Origin of the sequence: Dietzia sp. UCD-THP, from assembly GCF_000349585.1 — a bacterium.
Lineage (GTDB): Bacteria > Actinomycetota > Actinomycetes > Mycobacteriales > Mycobacteriaceae > Dietzia > Dietzia natronolimnaea_A.
In genome coordinates this window covers 1-18267 of record NZ_KB714655.1, presented here as the reverse complement: position 1 = coordinate 18267, position 18267 = coordinate 1, and the positions used below count along the sequence as shown (strand labels likewise).

The 18267-nt window shown below is 71.0% G+C and carries 17 protein-coding genes; 14 read left to right on the top strand and 3 right to left on the bottom strand.

Annotated features, from left to right (window positions below):
• Window positions 1-390 precede the first annotated feature (390 nt).
• The 12 genes from H483_RS33685 (at window position 391) to H483_RS33635 (ending at window position 12845) form a co-directional block, all read left to right on the top strand.
• Window positions 391-1758 (top strand): glutamyl-tRNA reductase, encoded by a 1368-nt coding sequence (locus H483_RS33685; RefSeq protein ID WP_042330018.1) that lies wholly within the window; start codon window positions 391-393, stop codon window positions 1756-1758.
• Window positions 1755-2753 carry a hydroxymethylbilane synthase gene (gene hemC, locus H483_RS33680; RefSeq protein WP_017837764.1) on the top strand — a complete coding sequence of 333 codons (999 nt, stop codon included), beginning with the start codon at window positions 1755-1757 and terminating at the stop codon, window positions 2751-2753. The genes H483_RS33685 and hemC overlap by 4 nt, the downstream gene beginning before the upstream one ends.
• 69 nt (window positions 2754-2822) lie before the next feature.
• A complete protein-coding gene (locus H483_RS33675) occupies window positions 2823-4466 on the top strand; it encodes a uroporphyrinogen-III synthase (protein WP_017837763.1) in 1644 nt (547 codons plus the stop codon).
• A 51-nt stretch (window positions 4467-4517) separates the two neighbouring features.
• A complete protein-coding gene (gene hemB / locus H483_RS33670; protein WP_017837762.1) occupies window positions 4518-5561 on the top strand; it encodes a porphobilinogen synthase in 1044 nt (347 codons plus the stop codon).
• The gene (locus tag H483_RS33665; protein ID WP_017837761.1) at window positions 5558-6178 is read left to right on the top strand and encodes a hypothetical protein; all 621 of its coding nucleotides are present in this window, start codon (window positions 5558-5560) and stop codon (window positions 6176-6178) included. The genes hemB and H483_RS33665 overlap by 4 nt, the downstream gene beginning before the upstream one ends.
• Window positions 6165-6707 carry a hypothetical protein gene (locus H483_RS33660; RefSeq protein ID WP_017837760.1) on the top strand — a complete coding sequence of 181 codons (543 nt, stop codon included), beginning with the start codon at window positions 6165-6167 and terminating at the stop codon, window positions 6705-6707. The genes H483_RS33665 and H483_RS33660 overlap by 14 nt, the downstream gene beginning before the upstream one ends.
• Entirely contained in the window at window positions 6704-6946 is a 243-nt protein-coding gene (locus tag H483_RS33655; protein WP_017837759.1) for a hypothetical protein, read from the top strand. Before H483_RS33660 ends, H483_RS33655 begins: the two co-directional genes overlap by 4 nt.
• A 282-nt stretch (window positions 6947-7228) precedes the next feature.
• Window positions 7229-9064 (top strand): alpha/beta fold hydrolase, encoded by a 1836-nt coding sequence (locus tag H483_RS33650; protein ID WP_017837758.1) that lies wholly within the window; start codon window positions 7229-7231, stop codon window positions 9062-9064.
• 45 nt (window positions 9065-9109) lie between these two features.
• Window positions 9110-10459, top strand: coding sequence for a glutamate-1-semialdehyde 2,1-aminomutase (gene hemL / locus H483_RS33645; protein WP_017837757.1), 1350 nt, complete (start codon window positions 9110-9112; stop codon window positions 10457-10459).
• 293 nt (window positions 10460-10752) lie between these two features.
• The gene (locus tag H483_RS0119880) at window positions 10753-11373 is read left to right on the top strand and encodes a histidine phosphatase family protein (protein WP_031265057.1); all 621 of its coding nucleotides are present in this window, start codon (window positions 10753-10755) and stop codon (window positions 11371-11373) included.
• Window positions 11374-11376: 3 nt separating this feature from the next.
• A complete protein-coding gene (locus tag H483_RS33640; RefSeq protein WP_017837755.1) occupies window positions 11377-11988 on the top strand; it encodes a TlpA disulfide reductase family protein in 612 nt (203 codons plus the stop codon).
• Complete coding sequence (locus H483_RS33635) at window positions 11985-12845, top strand: cytochrome c biogenesis CcdA family protein (protein ID WP_017837754.1); 861 nt, start codon at window positions 11985-11987, stop codon at window positions 12843-12845. The genes H483_RS33640 and H483_RS33635 overlap by 4 nt, the downstream gene beginning before the upstream one ends.
• Before the next feature lie 23 nt (window positions 12846-12868).
• On the opposite strand, the gene H483_RS33630 is transcribed toward H483_RS33635, so the two are convergent.
• The 3 genes from H483_RS33630 to H483_RS33620 form a co-directional block, all read right to left on the bottom strand.
• Window positions 12869-14239 carry an HNH endonuclease signature motif containing protein gene (locus tag H483_RS33630; protein WP_017837753.1) on the bottom strand — a complete coding sequence of 457 codons (1371 nt, stop codon included), beginning with the start codon at window positions 14237-14239 and terminating at the stop codon, window positions 12869-12871.
• A gap of 77 nt (window positions 14240-14316) precedes the next feature.
• The gene (locus H483_RS33625) at window positions 14317-14565 is read right to left on the bottom strand and encodes a hypothetical protein (RefSeq protein ID WP_017837752.1); all 249 of its coding nucleotides are present in this window, start codon (window positions 14563-14565) and stop codon (window positions 14317-14319) included.
• 12 nt (window positions 14566-14577) lie between these two features.
• Window positions 14578-15579, bottom strand: coding sequence for a hypothetical protein (locus H483_RS33620; protein WP_017837751.1), 1002 nt, complete (start codon window positions 15577-15579; stop codon window positions 14578-14580).
• Between the two features lie 190 nt (window positions 15580-15769).
• Here H483_RS33620 and H483_RS38835 point away from each other — a divergent pair, with 190 nt between their 5' ends.
• Window positions 15770-16321, top strand: a complete 552-nt coding sequence (locus tag H483_RS38835) for a DUF3558 family protein (RefSeq protein WP_241732622.1) — start codon at window positions 15770-15772, stop codon at window positions 16319-16321.
• A gap of 218 nt (window positions 16322-16539) precedes the next feature.
• A complete protein-coding gene (locus H483_RS33615) occupies window positions 16540-18210 on the top strand; it encodes a WXG100 family type VII secretion target (protein ID WP_152428020.1) in 1671 nt (556 codons plus the stop codon).
• Window positions 18211-18267 lie beyond the last annotated feature (57 nt).

Below are 18267 nucleotides of genomic sequence, written 5' to 3'. Positions count from 1 at the left end.
ACGTCGCTCACGCGCGCCCGGTGGTGCGCTGTCCGCGCGCGCCGCGACCCGGGCCCGGGCGCCCGAGGGTCGGCGCTGCTCATGGCGGCCGCACGGCGTCCCCCGGGCATAGCATCCGCCCCGGCGACGGTTTTGTCCCGGGGTGCCAAGCGGGTTACGGTGGAGATCGTTGCGGGTCGATCGCAGGCTCAGGCCACGGCCGTCCCGGCAGGGGAATCCACTGGGATTCGCCCTGTACGCAGCCGTGCAGACCGACAGGAGACGACCGACTGTGGACCACTGTTCCGGCTGTGCGTTCAGTGTCGTCCGGCGGTTCCCGGTGTCCCGAGTTGACGCGACGGTGTCCATTCTGGCATGGGCGCCAACGGCCCTCGCGTCCGGGGGTCGGTCGTGAGCATCCTCCTGGTGGGACTGTCCCACCACAGCGCCCCGGTCGCCCTGTTGGAGTCGGTGGCTGTCGCGGAAGCCGACCGCGACGCCCTCACCGAGAGCCTGATCGGTGGCCGCCACGTCGACGAGGCGATGATCGTCACCACCTGTAACCGCGTCGAGGTCTACGCGGCGGTGGAGGCGTTCCACCCGGCGCTCGACGACGTGGTGGGCCTCCTCTCGCGGCACTCCGGCCTCTCGGCCGAGGAACTCAGCCGCCACCTCTACGTCCGCTACTCCGAGTCGGCGGCCGAGCATCTGTTCTCGGTGGCGTCGGGCCTGGACTCGATGGTGGTGGGCGAGCAGCAGATCATCGGGCAGATCCGCACCGCCTACCAGTCCGCGTCTGATATCGGCGCGGCCGGCACGACCTTGCACCGTCTCGCCCAGCAGGCCCTCCACGTGGGCAAGCGAGTCCACACGGAGACGGGAATCGACTCGGCCGGGTCCTCGGTGGTGTCGGTGGCGCTCGACCGCGCCGCGGAGCTCCTCGCCGAGGGGGCCAGCGCCGGGACCACTACCGCGGCGGCGGTGCCGTCGCGTCGTCTCGACGGTCGCCGGGCGGTGGTGCTCGGAGCGGGCGCGATGGGCGGACTCGCGGTCGCGCACCTGGGTCGTGCCGGGATCTCTCATATCGACGTGACCAACCGCACCCCGGACCGCGCCGATCGGCTCTCCGAGATCGCCCGGGATTCCGGTACCCCGGCCTCGGCGTTCCCCATGGAGGACCTCGCCGACGGGATCGCCGCCGCGGACATCCTCTTCACCTGTACCGGAGCGGTCGGCGCCGTCGTGACGCTGGGAGACGTGCACACCGCGCTCGCCCGTCGCGGCCCGGGCCGTCCGCTGGTGATCTGCGACCTGGGGATGCCGCGCGACGTCGACCCCTCCGTCTCGGGCCTGCCGGGAGTGACCGTGTTGGGGATCGAGGAACTGAACGCGGACCCGGCCACCTCGGCCGCGGCCGCCGACGCCGACGCCGCCCGCACCATCGTCGACACCGAACTCGCGGCGTACACCCAGGCCGAGCGCATGGCCGGGGTCGGGCCGCTGATCGGCCAGCTCCGCGGTCGCGGCGGCCAGGTGGTGGCGGCCGAGATGCGCAGGCTGGAGTCGCGACTGCCGGACCTCGACGACAGGGTCCGGGACGAGGTGGCCAACACCGTCCGACGGGTCGTGGACAAGCTGCTGCACCCGCCGACGGTGCGGTTCAAGGAGCTCGCGGCCCAGCCCGACGGCGAGAACCTGGCGGCGGTCGTGCGGACGCTGTTCGACCTCGACAGCGTGGGCCGTCTGGACGAGACCAGTGTGGACGAGGAGGCGTCATGAGCAGGACCCTGAAGGTGGGGACGCGGGGCAGCGCCCTCGCGACCACGCAGGCCGGTCACGTGCGGGACGCCCTCATCGCCGCCGGTCACCCGGCAGAACTGGTGATCGTGCGGACCCGGGGCGACGTGGTGATGGCGCCGGTCGAGCGGATCGGTGTGGGCGTCTTCACCATGGAGTTGCGCTCCGCGCTCGAGCGCGGCGACTGCGACGTCGCCGTCCACTCGTACAAGGACCTCCCGACGGCGCCCGACGACCGGTTCGCGCCGATCGTGGTGCCACCGCGTGTCGACCCATCGGACGTGCTCATCGCACGTGACGGGCTGACCCTGGCCACGCTGCCCCAGGGCGCGCGAGTCGGGACCTCCGCGCCCCGTCGGCGGTCGCAGCTCGCCGCGCTCCGGCCGGATCTCGACCTGCACCCGCTGCGCGGCAACATCGACACCCGGATGTCGTACGTGACCAGCGGCGACCTGGACGCGGTCGTCCTGGCCGCCGCCGGGCTCGACCGGGTCGGCGTGGGCGAACGTGCCACCCAGCGGTTCGGCATCGACGAGATGCTCCCCGCCCCGGCGCAGGGCGCGCTGGCCGTCGAATGCCGCGCCGACGACTCCGGCGCCGCCGAGGCGATCGCGCTCCTGGACCACCTGCCCTCGCGGATCCGGGTGACCGCCGAGCGACGACTCCTCGCCGAACTCGAGGCCGGGTGCACCGCGCCGGTCGGGGCGCGCGCCGAGCTCGACGGGGGTGTACTCACCCTGCACGCCGTCGCCGCGTCGCACGACGGGTCGACCGTGCTCCACGCCGAGGGGACCACCGCCACCTCCGACCATCCCGACGGCCCCGTCGCGGCGGCCGACGACCTGGGCCGCCGACTCGCGGCGGACCTTCTCGCCCGGGGCGCACGCGACCTCATGACCGACACGTCCCCCGAGGAACGGGCCCCGCTCGTGCCGAAGGAGTCGACGACGGCGCCACCGACCGTCCCCGAGACCTGATCCATGTCCCCTGAAGCTCCCCGTCGCGCGCAGCCAGCGCGCGACACCCACCCCACGGAGAGACGAACAATGACTCGAGCACGCACCACCCGCCCCGGAACCGTCCGCTTCGTCGGCGGCGGCCCAGGCAACGCGGGGATGCTCACCTGCAGGGCCCGGGAGGTCCTCGCGGGGAACGCACTGGTCTTCGCCGACGCCGACGTCTCCACCGAGGTGCTCGCGCTCGTCGCACGCGACGTCCCGGTCCCGGAGGAACTGCTCGACGCGCGCCGCGCCGAGATGGACGCCGCCGTCGCCGCGGAGGACAAGGCGGAGATCAAGCGCCTCAAGTCCCTGCCCGCTCCCACCGCCGCGGACGTGCGTCCCGTCCTGGGCGAGCCGGCCACCGTGGCCAAGCAGCTCGTCGCCGAGGCCAAGAAGGGGCGCGACGTGGTGCGGCTGGTCACCGGTGACCCCATGACCACCGACGCCACCGTCACCGAGATCGCGTCGGTCGGACGCACCGTCGTGCCGTTCGAGGTCGTGCCGGGTGTCGCCGAGGCCACCGCGGTCCCCGCGTTCGCGGGCATCGCCCTGGGGTCCGGCTACGTGTTCGCGGACGGCCGCGGCAAGGTCGACTGGGCCTCCCTGGTCAGCTCGCCCGGCCCGATCGTCCTGCGCACCACGGGTCGGCACCTCGCCGAGGCCGCGTCCGGGCTGGCCGAGCAGGGCCTGGGGGCCGGGACCCCCGTCACCGTGACCTGCGCCGGTTCGCTCTGTGCCCAGAAGTCCGCCGACGGCACCCTGGCCACCATGGCCGAGGTCGGTCGCGAGATGGACGGCGACCTCGTGGTGACCATCGGCAAGTCCGCCGGCGAACGCCATCGTCACCAGTGGTGGGAGTCGCGGGCCATGTTCGGCTGGAACGTGCTCGTGCCCCGCACCAAGGCGCAGTCCGCCGAGATGAGCCAGCGGATCGCCGAGCACGGCGCCGTGCCGGTGGAGGTCCCGACCATCGCGGTGGAGCCGCCCCGCAGCCCCGCCCAGATGGAGCGGGCCGTCAAGGGCCTCGTCGACGGCCGCTACCAGTGGGTCGTCTTCACCTCCTCCAACGCGGTCCGCGCGGTGTGGGAGAAGTTCTGCGAGTTCGGGCTCGACGCGCGCGCGTTCTCCGGGGTCAAGATCGCCTGCGTCGGCGAGGGCACCGCGGAGCGCGTCCGCGAGTTGGGCATCCAGCCCGAGCTGCTGCCCTCCGGCGAGCAGTCCAGCCTGGGTCTGCTCGAGGTCTTCCCGCCGTACGACGACGTCCTGGACCCCGTCAACCGGGTCCTGTTGCCGCGCGCCGACATCGCGACCGAGACCCTCGCCGAGGGTCTGACCGGCCGCGGCTGGGAGATCGAGGACGTCACCGCGTACCGCACGGTCCGCGCCGCACCGCCGGCGGCGGAGATCCGCGAGATGATCAAGAGCGGCGGGTTCGACGCCGTCTGCTTCACCAGCTCCTCCACGGTCCGCAACCTCGTGGGGATCGCGGGCAAGCCGCACGCCCGGACGCTGATCGCGTGCATCGGGCCGCGCACCGCCGAGACCGCCGCCGAGTTCGGGTTGCGCGTGGACGTGCAGCCGGACAACGCGTCGGTGCTGGACCTGGTGGACGCGCTCGCCGCGCACGCCGACCAGCTGCGTGACGCCGGCGAGCTGCCTCCCCCGCGTCGTCGCGCGCGCCGGCGCTGACACCGACCGGCGCCGCGCCGCGTGGCAGGCGACTTTCGTACAGTGGAGCCCGTGACCACACCGCGTGAGACCGATCCCGCATCCGTCCCGGCACCGCTGGTGCGCCCGCGACGGCTGCGCTCGACGCCCGCGATGCGCAGGCTCGTCGCCGAGACCACGCTCGCCCCCCGGCAGCTGGTCCTTCCGGCGTTCGTCGCCGACGGGATCACGGAGCCGAAGCCCATCTCCTCCCTGCCCGGGGTGGTCCAGCACACGGTCGACTCCTTGCGGGCCGAGGCCGTCGCCGCGGCCGAGGCGGGACTCGGCGGGATCATGCTCTTCGGGGTTCCGCACGACGCGGACAAGGACGCCACCGGCAGCTGCGGCTCCGCGTCCGACGGAATCCTCAACCGGGCGCTCGAGGCCGTCCGCGAGGAGGTGGGTGACGACCTCGTGGTGATGGCCGACACCTGCCTGGACGAGTTCACCGACCACGGGCACTGCGGCGTCCTGGGCACCGACCCGCGGGGCGAGCAGGTCGTCGACAACGACGCCACCCTGGCCGCGTACACCGAACTCGCCGTGGCGCAGGCCGTCGCGGGAGCCCATGTGGTGGGGCCGAGCGGGATGATGGACGGTCAGATCGTCGCCATCCGCGAGGCGCTGGATCGCGCGGGATTCCACGACGTGGCCGTGTTGGCGTACAGCGCCAAGTACGCGAGCGCGTTCTACGGACCGTTCCGTGAGGCCGTCGGATCCTCGTTGCGCGGTGACCGGCGTACCTATCAGCAGGACCCCGCCAACCTGCGCGAGTCCCTTCGGGAGGTCCGCCTGGACCTGGACGAGGGCGCCGACATGGTCTTGGTCAAGCCGGCGATGAGCTACCTCGACGTACTGCGCCAGACCGCCGAGCTCTCGGACGTCCCCGTCGCCGCCTACCAGGTCTCCGGGGAGTACGCGATGATCTCCGCCGCCGCCGAGCGGGGGTGGATCGACCACGACCCGGCGGTGATGGAATCGTTGACCTCCATCCGCCGCGCCGGAGCGGACATCGTCCTGACCTACTGGGCACTGCACGCCGCACGCCTCCTCGCCGACGGGTGGGGCCAGCGGTGACGGGCAGCGGACCGTGGCGTCCACCCGAACGCACCGACGGGCCCTCCGATCGGGGCGACTGCCAGTCCGAGCGGGCCGACGGTCGACCGGAGAGCCCCGCCGGGCCGGTGCCCGACGACGTCCACTCCGCGTGGGGGCTGTGGCTCGCCGCCACCGCGTTCGCGCTGGTGGGGATGCTGCTCAACGCCGCCACCACGCGCTTCGGCGACCTGCCCCCGGCCACGCGTGACGCCTTCCGCGACGCGGTCGAGACCGCCGGGTCCGCGGACATCTCCATCGAGGCGTTGTTCGGGGTCGCACGGGGCCTGGGCGCCGTACTGGCGATGGTCGCGGCCGCGGTGACCGTGTGGCTGGCCTTCCGTCTGCGGGCGGGGAAGGGCTGGGCCCGGACGATGCTGGACATCGTCGCGGTGTTCCTCGTGGTGGACGCGGTCTCGGTGGTGATCAGCGTGTTCGGCGGGGTCGCGGTCGCGGGGGAGCGGGGGGAGATCGTCACCTTCCTGGTGATCTCGCTGCAGATCCTCGCCGGGTTGTGCGCCGCGACCGCCGTGTGGCGCCAGCACACCGCCGAGGCGATGAAGTTCACGACCGGCGGCGGTACGCGTGCCGGCGAGTGAACCGGATCGGCCGGGGCCGGAGCCCGAGGGGCCCATCCTGTACGCCGAGGACGGGTGGAGCTGGACCTGGATCCTCGCCGCGCCACTGTTCTGCGCGGGCGCCGCTGGGTTTGAACTGCTCACCGGCGCGCCCGTCCACTGGCTCATGCTCACGGTCTGTGCGATCGCCTCGGCGATGTGCCACGGGGTGATGATCGCCGCCACGCGCGTCCACGGCCGCGTCCGACTCACCCCGACCGTGTACATCCAGGGCACAGAGGAACTCGAACTGGCCCGGGTGGAGGAAGTGCTCCCGTTGCCCGGTGACGGTCGCCCCGAGGCCTCATGGGAGACCGCCCGCACGCTCGGGGAGCTGCGGGAGGTCCCGCGCCGCCGTCGCTCCGTGGGCCTTCGCCTGGACACCGGTGCCGAGGTGCGGGCGTGGACCCGTGATCCGGTCGCCCTGCACGCCGCCCTCCGGGACGCGGTGCGCTCCGTCGGCACCGGCTCCGGGGGCACCGGTCCGGGCACCGTCGCGGATCCGACGTGACCGCCCGTCGCCACGCCGCGATCGCCGTCCTCGCGGCGACTCTGGCGGTGGTGTTGTGGTGGCTGTCGCGCGACCTCGTGGCCGTCCGGCCGCCCGTGGTCGACCCCCCGGTCGAGGGAGTGATCATGCGGACCTACACCGAGCCCTGGCTGCTGCTGACGGCGACGCTGTCGGCCGGGGTCTCGATGGTGTCGACGACACTCGCGGTCCTCGGCCGCGGACACCGGAACAGACGGTGATATATCTACTTCTGCCAGCGGTTTCGTCCCGCCGGCCGCGCCGGCTGTAACGATCGGATGACGGTTCCCTGAGTCGGTGTGGGTTGGCGCTTCGCGGGGCCGCCCGCAGGCTACATTTGGACCGGTTCGGACGCTTGTGACGCTCGTGAACTTGAGCGGTCGCGGCGTCCGATTCGCATGGCAGTCATCTACACAACATGGAATCGGGGATCGGTGCAGCCGTCTAGCACTTTCGTTGGCACCACCGCGGTCGTCGGGGCGATCGCACTTCTTGGTACCGGAGTGGCCGCCGCCACCCCGGTCAAGTGGCAGGACTGTACCGAGATGCTCGGGATCGAGGCCGAGTACATGCCGGCCGGTCTCGAGTGCGGGACGGTCGAGGTCCCCGTCGACTACAGCCAGCCAGGTGGCGCTAAGACCGAGGTCGCGCTGACCCGCATCAAGGCCTCGTCCGGCCAGGCCAGGTCGGCCGTCTTCGGCAACCCCGGCGGGCCCGGCAACTATGCGCTCAACTTCTGGAGCCCGCCCCTGGACGGCACCGCACCCGCCGGCCTGTACGAGAACCACGATCTCGTGGCCGTCCAGCCGCGGGGCCTCTACGGTTCCAACCCGATGACCTGTGACGTCGCCTTTGTCGGCCCCACCTCCGCCAACGCGCTGCACGACGCCTGCTTCGGCACCGACCCGGCCTACATGGCCTCGTTCACCACCGAGAACGCGGCCCGCGACATGAACGCCGTCCGCGAGTCGCTCGGTCTCGCCGAGATCGACTACGTGGGCGTGTCCTACGGCACCGCGATCGGCACCGACTTCGCGACGCTGTTCCCCGAGAACACCGGTCGCATGGTTCTGGATTCCAACACGCACCCCGACTGGCGGTGGTCCCAGCAGGCCGAGCAGGGCGCGCTCGCGCAGGAGCGGCGCCTGAACGACATCTTCGCCTGGATCGCCGAGCGCGACGACTACTACGGTCTCGGCGACACCCCCCGCAAGGTCTTCCACTCCTGGAAGTGGGTCACCGACCAGGAGGTGGGCGGGCCCCCCAACCTCACCCCGCCGCCGGCCGAGACCCGCGACCTGCCCGTCGAGCTGCGGGGCACCGCGCTCGAGCGGCCCGCGCTGGACACCATCAACGGGACCGCGCCCGCCCTGGCCCGCGCCGAGGGTCTCGGGCGCGCCCTCGCGCTGCAGGGCCTGACCAACAACGCCACCACCGGGTTGTACGACGCCACGGTGGGGGCGACCTACTCTGAGCAGGCGTGGCCGATGCTCGCGCACATGCTCAAGTACTACAACGACGGCGGCAACATCGCCCGCGTCGACCCGGCGACGGCCGCCCGGATCGTCGCCGCGCAGGAGAGCCGCTCGCCGGTCTTCCGCACCGACATCGAGATGAACGCGATCATCACGTGCAACGAGACCGCCTCGCCGTCCAGCGAGCTGGGAGTCATGGCGGCCAAGGCCGACAGATACACGGGTGGCAACAGGCTCACCACCCGCGCCGCCGCCGAGGCCGCCGGAGACGACTGCGTCGGCTGGGCTCCGGTCGCGCGCACCATCCAGCCGAACGGTGACGCGCTCGAGCAGAAGCCGCTCGTCCTGCACTCGGAGAAGGACGCCGTCACCCCGATCGCCGGCGCGCACCGGGTCGTCGAGACCCTCGGTGGGACGCTGGTCGTCGTCGGCGGCGGTGATCACGGCACCTTCCGCACCGGTAACGCGGCCGTCGACGCCGTGGTGATGGAGTTCCTCGAGACCGGCGTCGCCACCCCGGGTCGCGTCGAGGGAAAGCCCTCCCCGGAGCCGCTGCCCCGGTGGGGCCAGGCCGAGCGTGCGGCCGCCGCCCAGCAGGGAATGTCCGCTCCCGTCGACGGCGCGGACGACTGGTACGGCACCCACCGCGACGCCGGTGCGGCCGCCGCATCCGCCCCCGCGGCGGGGTCGGTGGGCGCCCCGGCAGCACCCGTCGCGGCGCCCGCGGCGCCGGGCCCGCTGCCCACCCCGCAGGATCTGCACCAGCAGGCCGAGAAGGCGCTCCAGGACGTGGCCGGACAGGTCGAGACCGCCGTCAAGGCGGTGTTCGCGCCGCACGCCCAGCCCGCCGCGCCGCAGGGCTGACACCGCGAGGGGGTGCTCGGGAGCGGTCTTTGAGACACTGGACGGGTGACGTCTGCGAGCGATGCCTTCCCGACCCCGTCCGGCCAGTCCGGCACCACCCGATCGGCCGAGCTCTTCGCCGAGGCCCGCGAGCTGATCCCCGGCGGGGTCAACTCCCCGGTCCGTGCCTTCAACTCCGTCGGCGGAACCCCGCGCTTCATCCGTGAAGCGCGGGGTTCGCGCATGACGGACGTCGACGGCAACACCTACATCGACCTGGTGAGCTCGTGGGGGCCGATGATCCACGGCCACGCCCACCCCGCGATCGTCGACGCCGTGCAGTCGACCGCCGCCCGCGGTCTGAGCTTCGGCACACCGACCGAGGGCGAGATCGAGCTGGCCCGCGAGATCGTGGGTCGGACCTCGGTCGAGGAGGTGCGCCTGGTCAACTCCGGCACCGAGGCCACCATGAGCGCGGTGCGCCTGGCGCGCGGGTTCACCGGCCGGTCCAAGGTGGTCAAGTTCTCCGGCTGCTATCACGGTCACGTGGACGCGCTGCTGGCCGACGCGGGATCGGGTCTCGCGACGTTCGCACTGCCGGACTCGCCCGGCGTCACAGGAGCGACCGCCCACGACACGATCGTGCTGCCGTACAACGACATCGAGGCGGTCCGCGTGGTGTTCGCCACCCACGGCAGCGAGATCGCCTGCGTGATCACCGAGGCCGCCGCCGGCAACATGGGCACCGTCCCGCCGCTGCCCGGTTTCAACGAGGAGTTGCGCTCCCTGTGCTCCGACAACGGCGCGCTGCTGGTGATGGACGAGGTCATGACCGGTTTCCGGGCCGGGGAGCGTGGCTGGTGGGGCATCGACGGCGTGGCCGGTGACCTGACCACTTTCGGCAAGGTCATGTCCGGCGGACTGCCCGCCGCCGCGTTCGGGGGCCGCGCCGACGTGATGTCCGCGCTCGCCCCCGCCGGGCCGGTGTACCAGGCGGGCACGCTGTCGGGGAACCCGGTCGCGGTTGCGGCGGGCCTGGCCTCCCTGCGTCTGGCCGACCACGCCTGCTACTACACGCTGCAGACCAATGCCGATCGCCTCGGGGCACTGCTGGGCAACGCCCTGCACGCCGCCGGCGTCGCGCACACCATCCAGCGCGCCGGGACGATGCTCAGCGTCTTCTTCACCGACCAGCCGGTCACGGACTACGCCGGGGCCAAGGCCGCCGAGACCTTCCGGTACGCGCCGTTCTTCAACACCCTGCTGGACCGGGGCATCTACGCCCCGCCCAGCGCCTTCGAGACCTGGTTCGTCTCGACCGCGCTCACCGACGACGACTTCCAGCACATCTCCGAGTCCCTGCCCGTGGCCGCCGAGGCCGCGGCCGCAGCGTCCGACCCGGAGGCCACCCGATGAGCCGGTCCGTGCGCGGCCGAGGACTCCGCGGGCGCCTCGACGTCCCGTCGACTGGCCCCACCTCATTGCCGATCCCCCTCCGTGGAGAGCACCCGGCGCCCGCCGAGGCGCCGCCCTCGCTGGGCGGGTCCGCGGCCACTGCGCGCCCCGCGGAGGCCTCCGCCCCGCAGCAGCAGGAGGGGGCCGAGGCGTACGGGGCCGCGCCGGGAACGATCTCCGCTCCGGGCGAGCCGGTCTCGTCGTCGTCGTCGGCACCTCGTGACTCGTCGGCCCGCGGGACCGAGACGCAGACCATCGTCCACCTGGTCCGCCACGGAGAGGTGCACAACCCTGACGGAGTGCTGTACGGCCGACTGCCGGGCTTTCGGCTCTCCGAGTTGGGGCGCAGTCAGGCCGAGACCGTGGCCCGCACGCTCGGGCAGGGGCACGACATCGTGTCGATCGTGGCCTCGCCGCTGCAGCGCGCCCAGGAGACCGCCGCCCCGTTGGCCGAGGCGTTGGGCCTGCCGGTGGGGATCGACGCCGACATCATCGAGGCAGACAACCGCTTCGAGGGCAACAAGGTCGGCGGCCGGGGCGGGGCGCTGCGTAACCCGCGGTACTGGCCGATCCTGGTCAACCCGCTGCGGCCCTCGTGGGGTGAGCCGTACCTGCAGATCGCGCACCGGATGATCGGGGCCGTGTACTCCACGCTCGACACCGCCCGCGGCCACGAGGCGGTATTGGTGAGCCACCAGCTGCCCGTGTACACCACGCGACGGTTCCTCGAGGGCCGCCGACTGTGGCACGACCCCCGTTCGCGGCAGTGTTCGCTGGCCTCGATCACCTCGCTGGTCTTCGAGGGCACGACGCTGCGCGACGTCGTCTACTCCGAACCGGCGGGTGCGTCCGACCCGTCGCAGACAGGAGCCTGAGCCATGCGTCACCCCAAGACCGCCCTCGGCGCCCTACTCCTCGCAGTCGCCCTCGCCACCGGCGGGTGCGCGACCGGCACCGATGCGGTGGTGACGGGTCCGGAGACGTTCGAGTTCGTCAGCCCGGACGGTCAGCTGGAGATCCACTACGACCCCCCGTCCGAGCGCAAACCCGTCGCCACTCTCACCGGCCCGGATCTGCTGGACCCCGATCGCACGCTCAACGTCCAGGAGGACTTCGAGGGGCAGGTCGTGATCCTCAACCTGTGGGGCCAGTGGTGTGGCCCGTGTCGCGCCGAGTCCGACGACCTGCAGCGGTTGCAGGAGGAGTTCGAGCCGCAGGGCGCGACCGTGTTCGGCATCAACCTGCGGGACCCCAACCGGCAGAAGCCCGTCGACTTCGTGGAGGACAACGGCATCACGTTCCCCTCGATCTGGGATCCGAGCAACGCCGCGGTGGCTGCCCTGCGCGGCTTCCCGACGTCCGTGGTGCCGGCGACGATCATCCTGGACAAGCAACACCGGGTCGCCGCCGTGTACCTGGCCGAGATCACCGATGACAAGCTGCGGGACACCGTGTCCGCGATCCTGGCCGAGGAGGTCGAGCCGGTGTGAACTCGGAGATGATCCTTCTCGCGCAGAGCGTGGGCGAGACCTTCCAGCAGACCGTGGCCAGCGGCCCGATCCTGCTGGCGCTGGGCGCGTGTGTCCTGGCAGGGCTCGTGTCGTTTGCCTCGCCGTGCGTGATCCCGCTGGTCCCCGGCTACGTGGCGTACCTGGCCAGTGTGGTGGGCGCTGACCGTCCCCCGGTGACCGTGGCCGCCGTGGAACGTCAGCGAGCCGCCACGGCGACGATGACCCTGGAGGAACGCCGCACCCGCCGTTCCTCGCGTACGCGGGTTGTGGTGGCATCGCTGCTGTTCGTGGGCGGGTTCACCGTGGTCTTCGTGGCGCTCAGCGCCATGGTGCTGGGCACCGTGCAGTACCTGGCGCCGCAGCAGGAGTTGCTGCAGCGCCTCGGCGGCGTGGTGACGATCCTGATGGGGCTCGTCTTCATCGGCCTCGTGCCCACCCTGCAGCGGGATACGCGCATGCAGCCCAAGTCGCTCTCGACGTGGATCGGCGCCCCGATGCTGGGCGCCGTCTTCGCGCTGGGTTGGACGCCGTGCCTCGGCCCGACGTTGGCCGCGGCGCTCTCCGTGGCTGCGGGAACGGGTGTCGACGCCGCCCGGGGTGTGTTGCTGATCGTCGCGTACTGCCTGGGTCTGGGGCTGCCGTTCGTGTTGGTCGCGTTCGGTTCCACCTGGGCGATGCGGACCGTCGGGTGGCTGCAGAAGCACACCCGCGCGATCCAGGTGTTCGGCGGCGTCATGCTGATCATCGTGGGCCTGCTGCTGCTCTCCGGCGCGTGGGCCCTGTTCATCGACTGGCTCCGCGACTTCGCCATCTCGGACACCACCCTGCCCATCTGAGCGGCGCCTGACGGCCCCCGCGGTCACGCGGCCTCCTCGACGATGCCGGCCGCGCGGAGGCGTGCGTGGATGGCGTGGTCGAGGTCGCGGAGGAGCCCGAAGGGCAGGATCGGCGCCTCGAGTGACGTCAGCGGTGGCGGTCCCGCCTTGGCCGGCGGCGGGTCGGCGGCCCGCGGTGTGCCGGCGGGCGGGATCCATCGGACTCCCTGCGGCGCGGTGCGGTCGGGGATCGTGCTCCAGCCGGTGTCGTGAATCATGGCGTGGCAGTCGCCGCTGGCCAGTGCGAGTTGATCGATGTTTGTCAGTCCTCCGGCTGACCAGGGTGATCCGCTGTGGTGCGCTTCGCAGTGTCTGGCGTCCTGGTCGCAATCCGGGTGGGTGCAGCCACCGTACGCCGCGAACAGGGCGAGCCGTTGGTATCGAGAGGCGGTTCTGCGGCTGCGATAGAGCCTGAGATCCATCTCCTGGTCGCACAGTGCGAGGAACCAGTGGTTGCCGCGCGCCATCGCCAGCGCCTGGGGCACGGGAACGCGGATCCCGCCGTCGGTCTGGCCACAGCCGGCCAGCGTGGTGAGCTGGTCCAGGTCGACACGCACCACGATCGCCGCCGGCGCTCCGGTCTTGCGGGCGTCGGCGGACAGGGCCAGGTGCAGGGCGTGGACCATCGCGTCGTGCATGCGCTGGCCGTCGGTCCGGGTGTCAGGCGCGTCCGCGTCAGGCCACAATCGGCCGGGCTGGCCCCAGCGGGCGTGCACCTCGCGCATCAGGGCTGCCAGCTGCGGATCCATGGTCATGCTGGCGCTGGCCATCAGGTCCAGTCCCTGGCCTCCGCATGAGACCGACCTGCGGCGGGCCCGTTCTTCGGCACCTCGTTCGGTGCGGCCCGGATCCAGGGTGTCGAGCAGCTGGTGCGCGTGCTCCTGCAATTGCCGGGTGGTGGACTTCTCGGCAGCCTCGAGCAGTTGCTGTTCCAGGCGATCGCGCACCTCGTCGTCACACTCATCCGACAGCGCGGCCAGCGCCTTACCGATGATCCTCAGCTGCCCGGCCGAGACCGTGCCGGCACCGCTGGCGCGCATGCGAGCGGAGTCGGCGATCCCGGCATCGTCGAGGCGTCCGCGGGCCTCCCCGGGCGCCAGACCCAGGCCGCCGGTGAGCATCTGGCGGTCGTTGACGAAGCCCATCTGGCGGGCGGTGCCCGATTCCCGGGCCGCGGCCATGACCCGGGCCTGGGTCGCGCGGATCCGGCGTTGGGCCTGTTCGAGCGCGACGAGCTCGGCGTGCAGCTGCGTCGAGGAGGTGTCGGTCCAGTCGCGTTGTAGGTGCAGATCGAGTGCGGCGAGGATCGCCCGCAACTCTCCACCCACGCTGTCGCCGTTCCCGTTATCGCTCATGTGTTCGATTAGATCACCCGGGTACGACACTGTCCGTCGACGCAGTTCACGCGGCGTATCGACCGATCCGGAGGCCGTTACCAGGGCCAGAACGCCTTGATCATCGGCGAGATGAACAACCAGGCCAGCGACAGGTAGAAGATCACGACTGCCGCGATGAGGGTCACCACGTCGGACGGTTGGATCACGGACTTGAGCTGCTGTCTGCGATAGGCCACCCGGCGGTCCAATTCCTCCCAGCGCTGCAGTTGAGGGTCGATGTCCGTGTCCGCCTCGGCCCCCTCGCCGACGTCTGCAGGTTCTATTTCGTTCTCGGTGTGGTCCATCCGGGGTCCTTTCTAGATCGCGTAGTGGTACTGCCGGAGCAGCAGGTCATGATGTTCGGTCACCGATTTGTAGGCCAGCTCGCCGAACTTCTTGCCCATGGGGGATCCTGCCGCTGCCCCTGCGCCGGCCCCGACGAGTGCGCCGTAGGGGCCGGCGTAGGAGCCGCCACTGGCTCCGAGCAGCGCCCCGCTCGCCATTCCGCCGCCCAAGGCGCCACCGGTCTCCGTAGCGATCTCGAAGGCACTTCCTTCGCCACGGGCGAACCGATTCACGCCGGCGTACACCGTCATCCCGGTGCCCAGGGGGCCCGCGACCTTCCCGACGAAGCGAAGTCCGGCGCTGGCCCGCCGGCCGTAGTCGTCGGGGGCGGGGTTGAGAACATGCCGACCGCGGGTGACGGGGTCGAGTTCGTCGGCGCGCCTGGGGAGCCCCGCGGACATGGCGCGGGTGAGCGCGTCGACGGCGACGCCGGGCCAAGGATCATCCGGGCCGGGGATCGGGCCCCTGTTGGGCTCCGGTGGGATCGCGTCGTGCAAGCGCGCGGCGATTTCGTCGAGTGCGCGTCCGTAGTGCTGTTCGAGTGAGGCCACGACGTCCAGAGCCTCTTCGATTGCCCCGGCATACTCGTCGACCTCGGCCTGGGTGATGTCGTCGCGGCCGGCAGCGGGCGCGAGCGAATCATCGCGGACGACCAGGCCGCGAGCCTGGGCTTCGGAGATCCGGTCGCGAACCACCTGTACCGCAGGGTCGAGCGCACTACCCGCCTGTTCAAGGGTCTGGGCCAGGTCGTCGAGATGGCCGGCAAGCGCGTCGATGTGGCGCAGCTCGGAGTCGACGGCATCCAGCACCGCGTCAGCGGCGACGCCCTCCCAACCCATGGCGAGGCTGTGGCGCCCCTCGGAGAGGGCCCCGCGCGCCTCCTCGGCGATGGCGAGCCGACCGGCGCTGGTCACACGCGCCGTCGTCACGCCGCGGGGGTCCCATAGCCGCACCGCGCCCGCCGAGTAGGTCACCCGATCTCCTCCTGTGACTCGTGTTCCGTCACCAGGTACGACGGGGCACGTCAGCGGCCGGTTCCATCGCCGAACGGATTCTTCGGAGGAGTCATCCCGAGTCTGGTGGAACCATCTGGTTGGTCGGGGCGTCAAACAGATCGTGGGGACATTAAGAGGACCAGCCGCCGCGCTCGTGGCCTGCGCGGTGATGTCCGCGTGCGGAGTGAGTCAGGACAACGACCAGGCGACGACGACGAGCCCAGCGGCCGCCGAGGAGACGATCAACCCCTGGGATCTGCCGATAGAGCAGCGGCCCGCCCTCTTCGACCCGTGTGCCGAAATTCCCATCGAGGCGGTGGAGCAGGGGGTCGGTTCGATTGTGGCCGAAATACCGAAGTTCTATAACCGCGAACCTGGTTCGCTCATCTCCTGCGGATGGGGAAACGATGAAGCGCAACTCAGTCTCTTGGCGACGTGGAAATCTCGTAATGACTACCTTGCCGATAATGCATTCAATGTAGAGAACGCCCAAGCGCGCGTTAGCGGAAGAACTGGTCTTCGACTTTCTGATCAGGGAGACCTGTTTAATAGTTCTTGCGTTCAGCTATTCTTCACCTCTCGTGGCGCTGTTTGGATGCGGTTAGACCTAGTTACGGGCCTCAATGAATTTAAAGGCGATAGCCTTTCGAAGGCGTGTGAGGTTATCGATCAGGCGATACTCCCACTTATCGACTTTGTTCCCGAAGGAGACATTCAGTGACCGTCCATCTTGAACCGGGAGTCGCTGAATTGTGCGTTAGTCGCTGCGGCGACTTTATCAACGAAGTGACCCAGGACCTTACTGGGGGGATGATTGCCGGTCAGGGTTCATCGCACGGCGCTTTCGACACCGCCCGGCAAATCGGCACCGTGTATTCGCTATTCGTGGGAGAAGACCTGCGAACCTTGCTTAACGGCTATGTGGATCAGGCGAAGGCCATGGCCATGCTTTTCGCCGCGGCCGGCGGTTTAATCGAGGCGCAGGACGAGGCGGTAGCAGCGGCGCTGGGGAAGGCGGCGCAGGAGCCGGCCGGTCTGCAGAGCCTGGGACTGATGGGCTCACTCGGGTCGACCCTCCTGATGCTGGACGCCGCCGACGGGACCAGCACGCTGCACGGGTATGACCGAGTGGGACCCGAGGAGGTATCGGGCGCCCCACTGGCGAAGATGGTCTCCGGGGCACAGGCTCTGGATCCGGCGCAGTTCCAGCAGGTGCGGGATCGAGTCAGCACCGTCGCGACAAGCCTCCACACGGCAGCGGCAAACCTGCGCAGCGGCCTGGGCAACGCACTGGGCAGCCAGTGGCAGGGTGAGTTCGCTACCCAGGCCAGCACCTCGGTGGGATCGTTCACCGAATCGGTAGACAGACTGGCTACGGTCCTCGAAGTGGTGGCCACCAAGGCGAGCACCGCCGAGGACGGTTTCAGCACCACCAAGTCGCGGATCGGCGAGGAGTCCGCAACGCTCCAGGCCGCCCAGGTCAACACCCCGGGCTTCGGCTACGTCCACGGCCCTCCGACCCTCGAATCCGCTGCCGCGATGGCCGCAGCCCAGGAGGCCGCCGAAGAACAGGCACGAGCGATCGTCAACACCGTTTACAGCCCCGCGGTGATGGACGCCAACCTCGCCGACCTGGACATACCCAGCCCGTACCGCGTGATCTCGACGTCGGCGCTGGGTGGCGCGAGTGGACTCGACCTGGTCTCGGCCTGGAACGTGGACGGGGTCGTCCGACCCGCTGGTCCGGCCGCACCCGGCCAAGCCGCCCTCGCCGCCGCCGGGGGAGGAGGGAATCCGGCCGGAGTCCCCGCGGTCGGCGCAGGTGCTGGCACGGGGACGACGACGAGCCTGCCCGCCGCAACCGACGCCCCCACCGAGCAAGCACTTCTGACCTCGCGGAACGGCGCGGTCGACGGCGGGGGAGCGGTGGCCGCCGCCACCGGACAGACAGCTGCGGGCGGTGCGAACGCGGGCGGAACACAGGCAGCCGGCGTCAACGCCTCGACCCATGCGGCTGCCACCCCGTTCGCACCGATCACGGGAGCGAACGGGCAGCCGATAGGAGCAGGCGGGGGCGCCGCGAGAGCGCGGGGGATCCGCAACGGATCCCAGCGTGATCGCGGCTTCGGTACCGCTGCCGGAATGCTCGGCGGAGGCGCCGGGGGTGCGGGAGCAGGAGCCGGGGCGGCCAGGATGGGTGGCGCAGGCACCCTGGCGGGCTTCGGGAGCCCGGGCGGCTTCGGAACCGGCGGACCGACGGCAGGAGTACCGGGCGGCGGCATGTCGGCAGGCTCGGGACCCGCGGGAGCACCCGCAGGGGCGTTCTCGTCGTCACATGGTGGTTCCCAGGCCAGCCGCGCAGGGATGATGCCGATGGGCATGATGGGCGCGGCAGGGGCCGGACAGAACGAGGGCCGACGCGGTCACACGCCGGCCGGATACCTGACCAACGCCACCAACACCTCGGAGATCATCGGGGAACCGGTCAAGGTCGCCCCCGCGGTTCTGGGACGAACGCCGCCTCCCGACGACGCCGCCGCCGAACAAGAGCAGCAGCAGGAGACCGCCTATGTCGGCCGGGTCGTCGGACGGCCAATCGTTGGATCATGACGGCGGGCCCTTGCCCGACCGACGTCCATTCCTAGTTGTTCTGCCCACGCAGGTTGG

Coding starts and splice junctions, on each gene's coding strand:
- H483_RS33630 (WP_017837753.1), bottom strand. CDS start 14,239: ATGAGCGATAACGGGAACGGCGACAGCGTGGGTGGAGAGTTGCGGGCG.
- H483_RS33625 (WP_017837752.1), bottom strand. CDS start 14,565: ATGGACCACACCGAGAACGAAATAGAACCTGCAGACGTCGGCGAGGGG.
- hemC (WP_017837764.1), top strand. CDS start 1,755: ATGAGCAGGACCCTGAAGGTGGGGACGCGGGGCAGCGCCCTCGCGACC.
- H483_RS33615 (WP_152428020.1), top strand. CDS start 16,540: ATGGCCATGCTTTTCGCCGCGGCCGGCGGTTTAATCGAGGCGCAGGAC.
- H483_RS33640 (WP_017837755.1), top strand. CDS start 11,377: ATGCGTCACCCCAAGACCGCCCTCGGCGCCCTACTCCTCGCAGTCGCC.
- H483_RS33675 (WP_017837763.1), top strand. CDS start 2,823: ATGACTCGAGCACGCACCACCCGCCCCGGAACCGTCCGCTTCGTCGGC.
- H483_RS38835 (WP_241732622.1), top strand. CDS start 15,770: ATGTCCGCGTGCGGAGTGAGTCAGGACAACGACCAGGCGACGACGACG.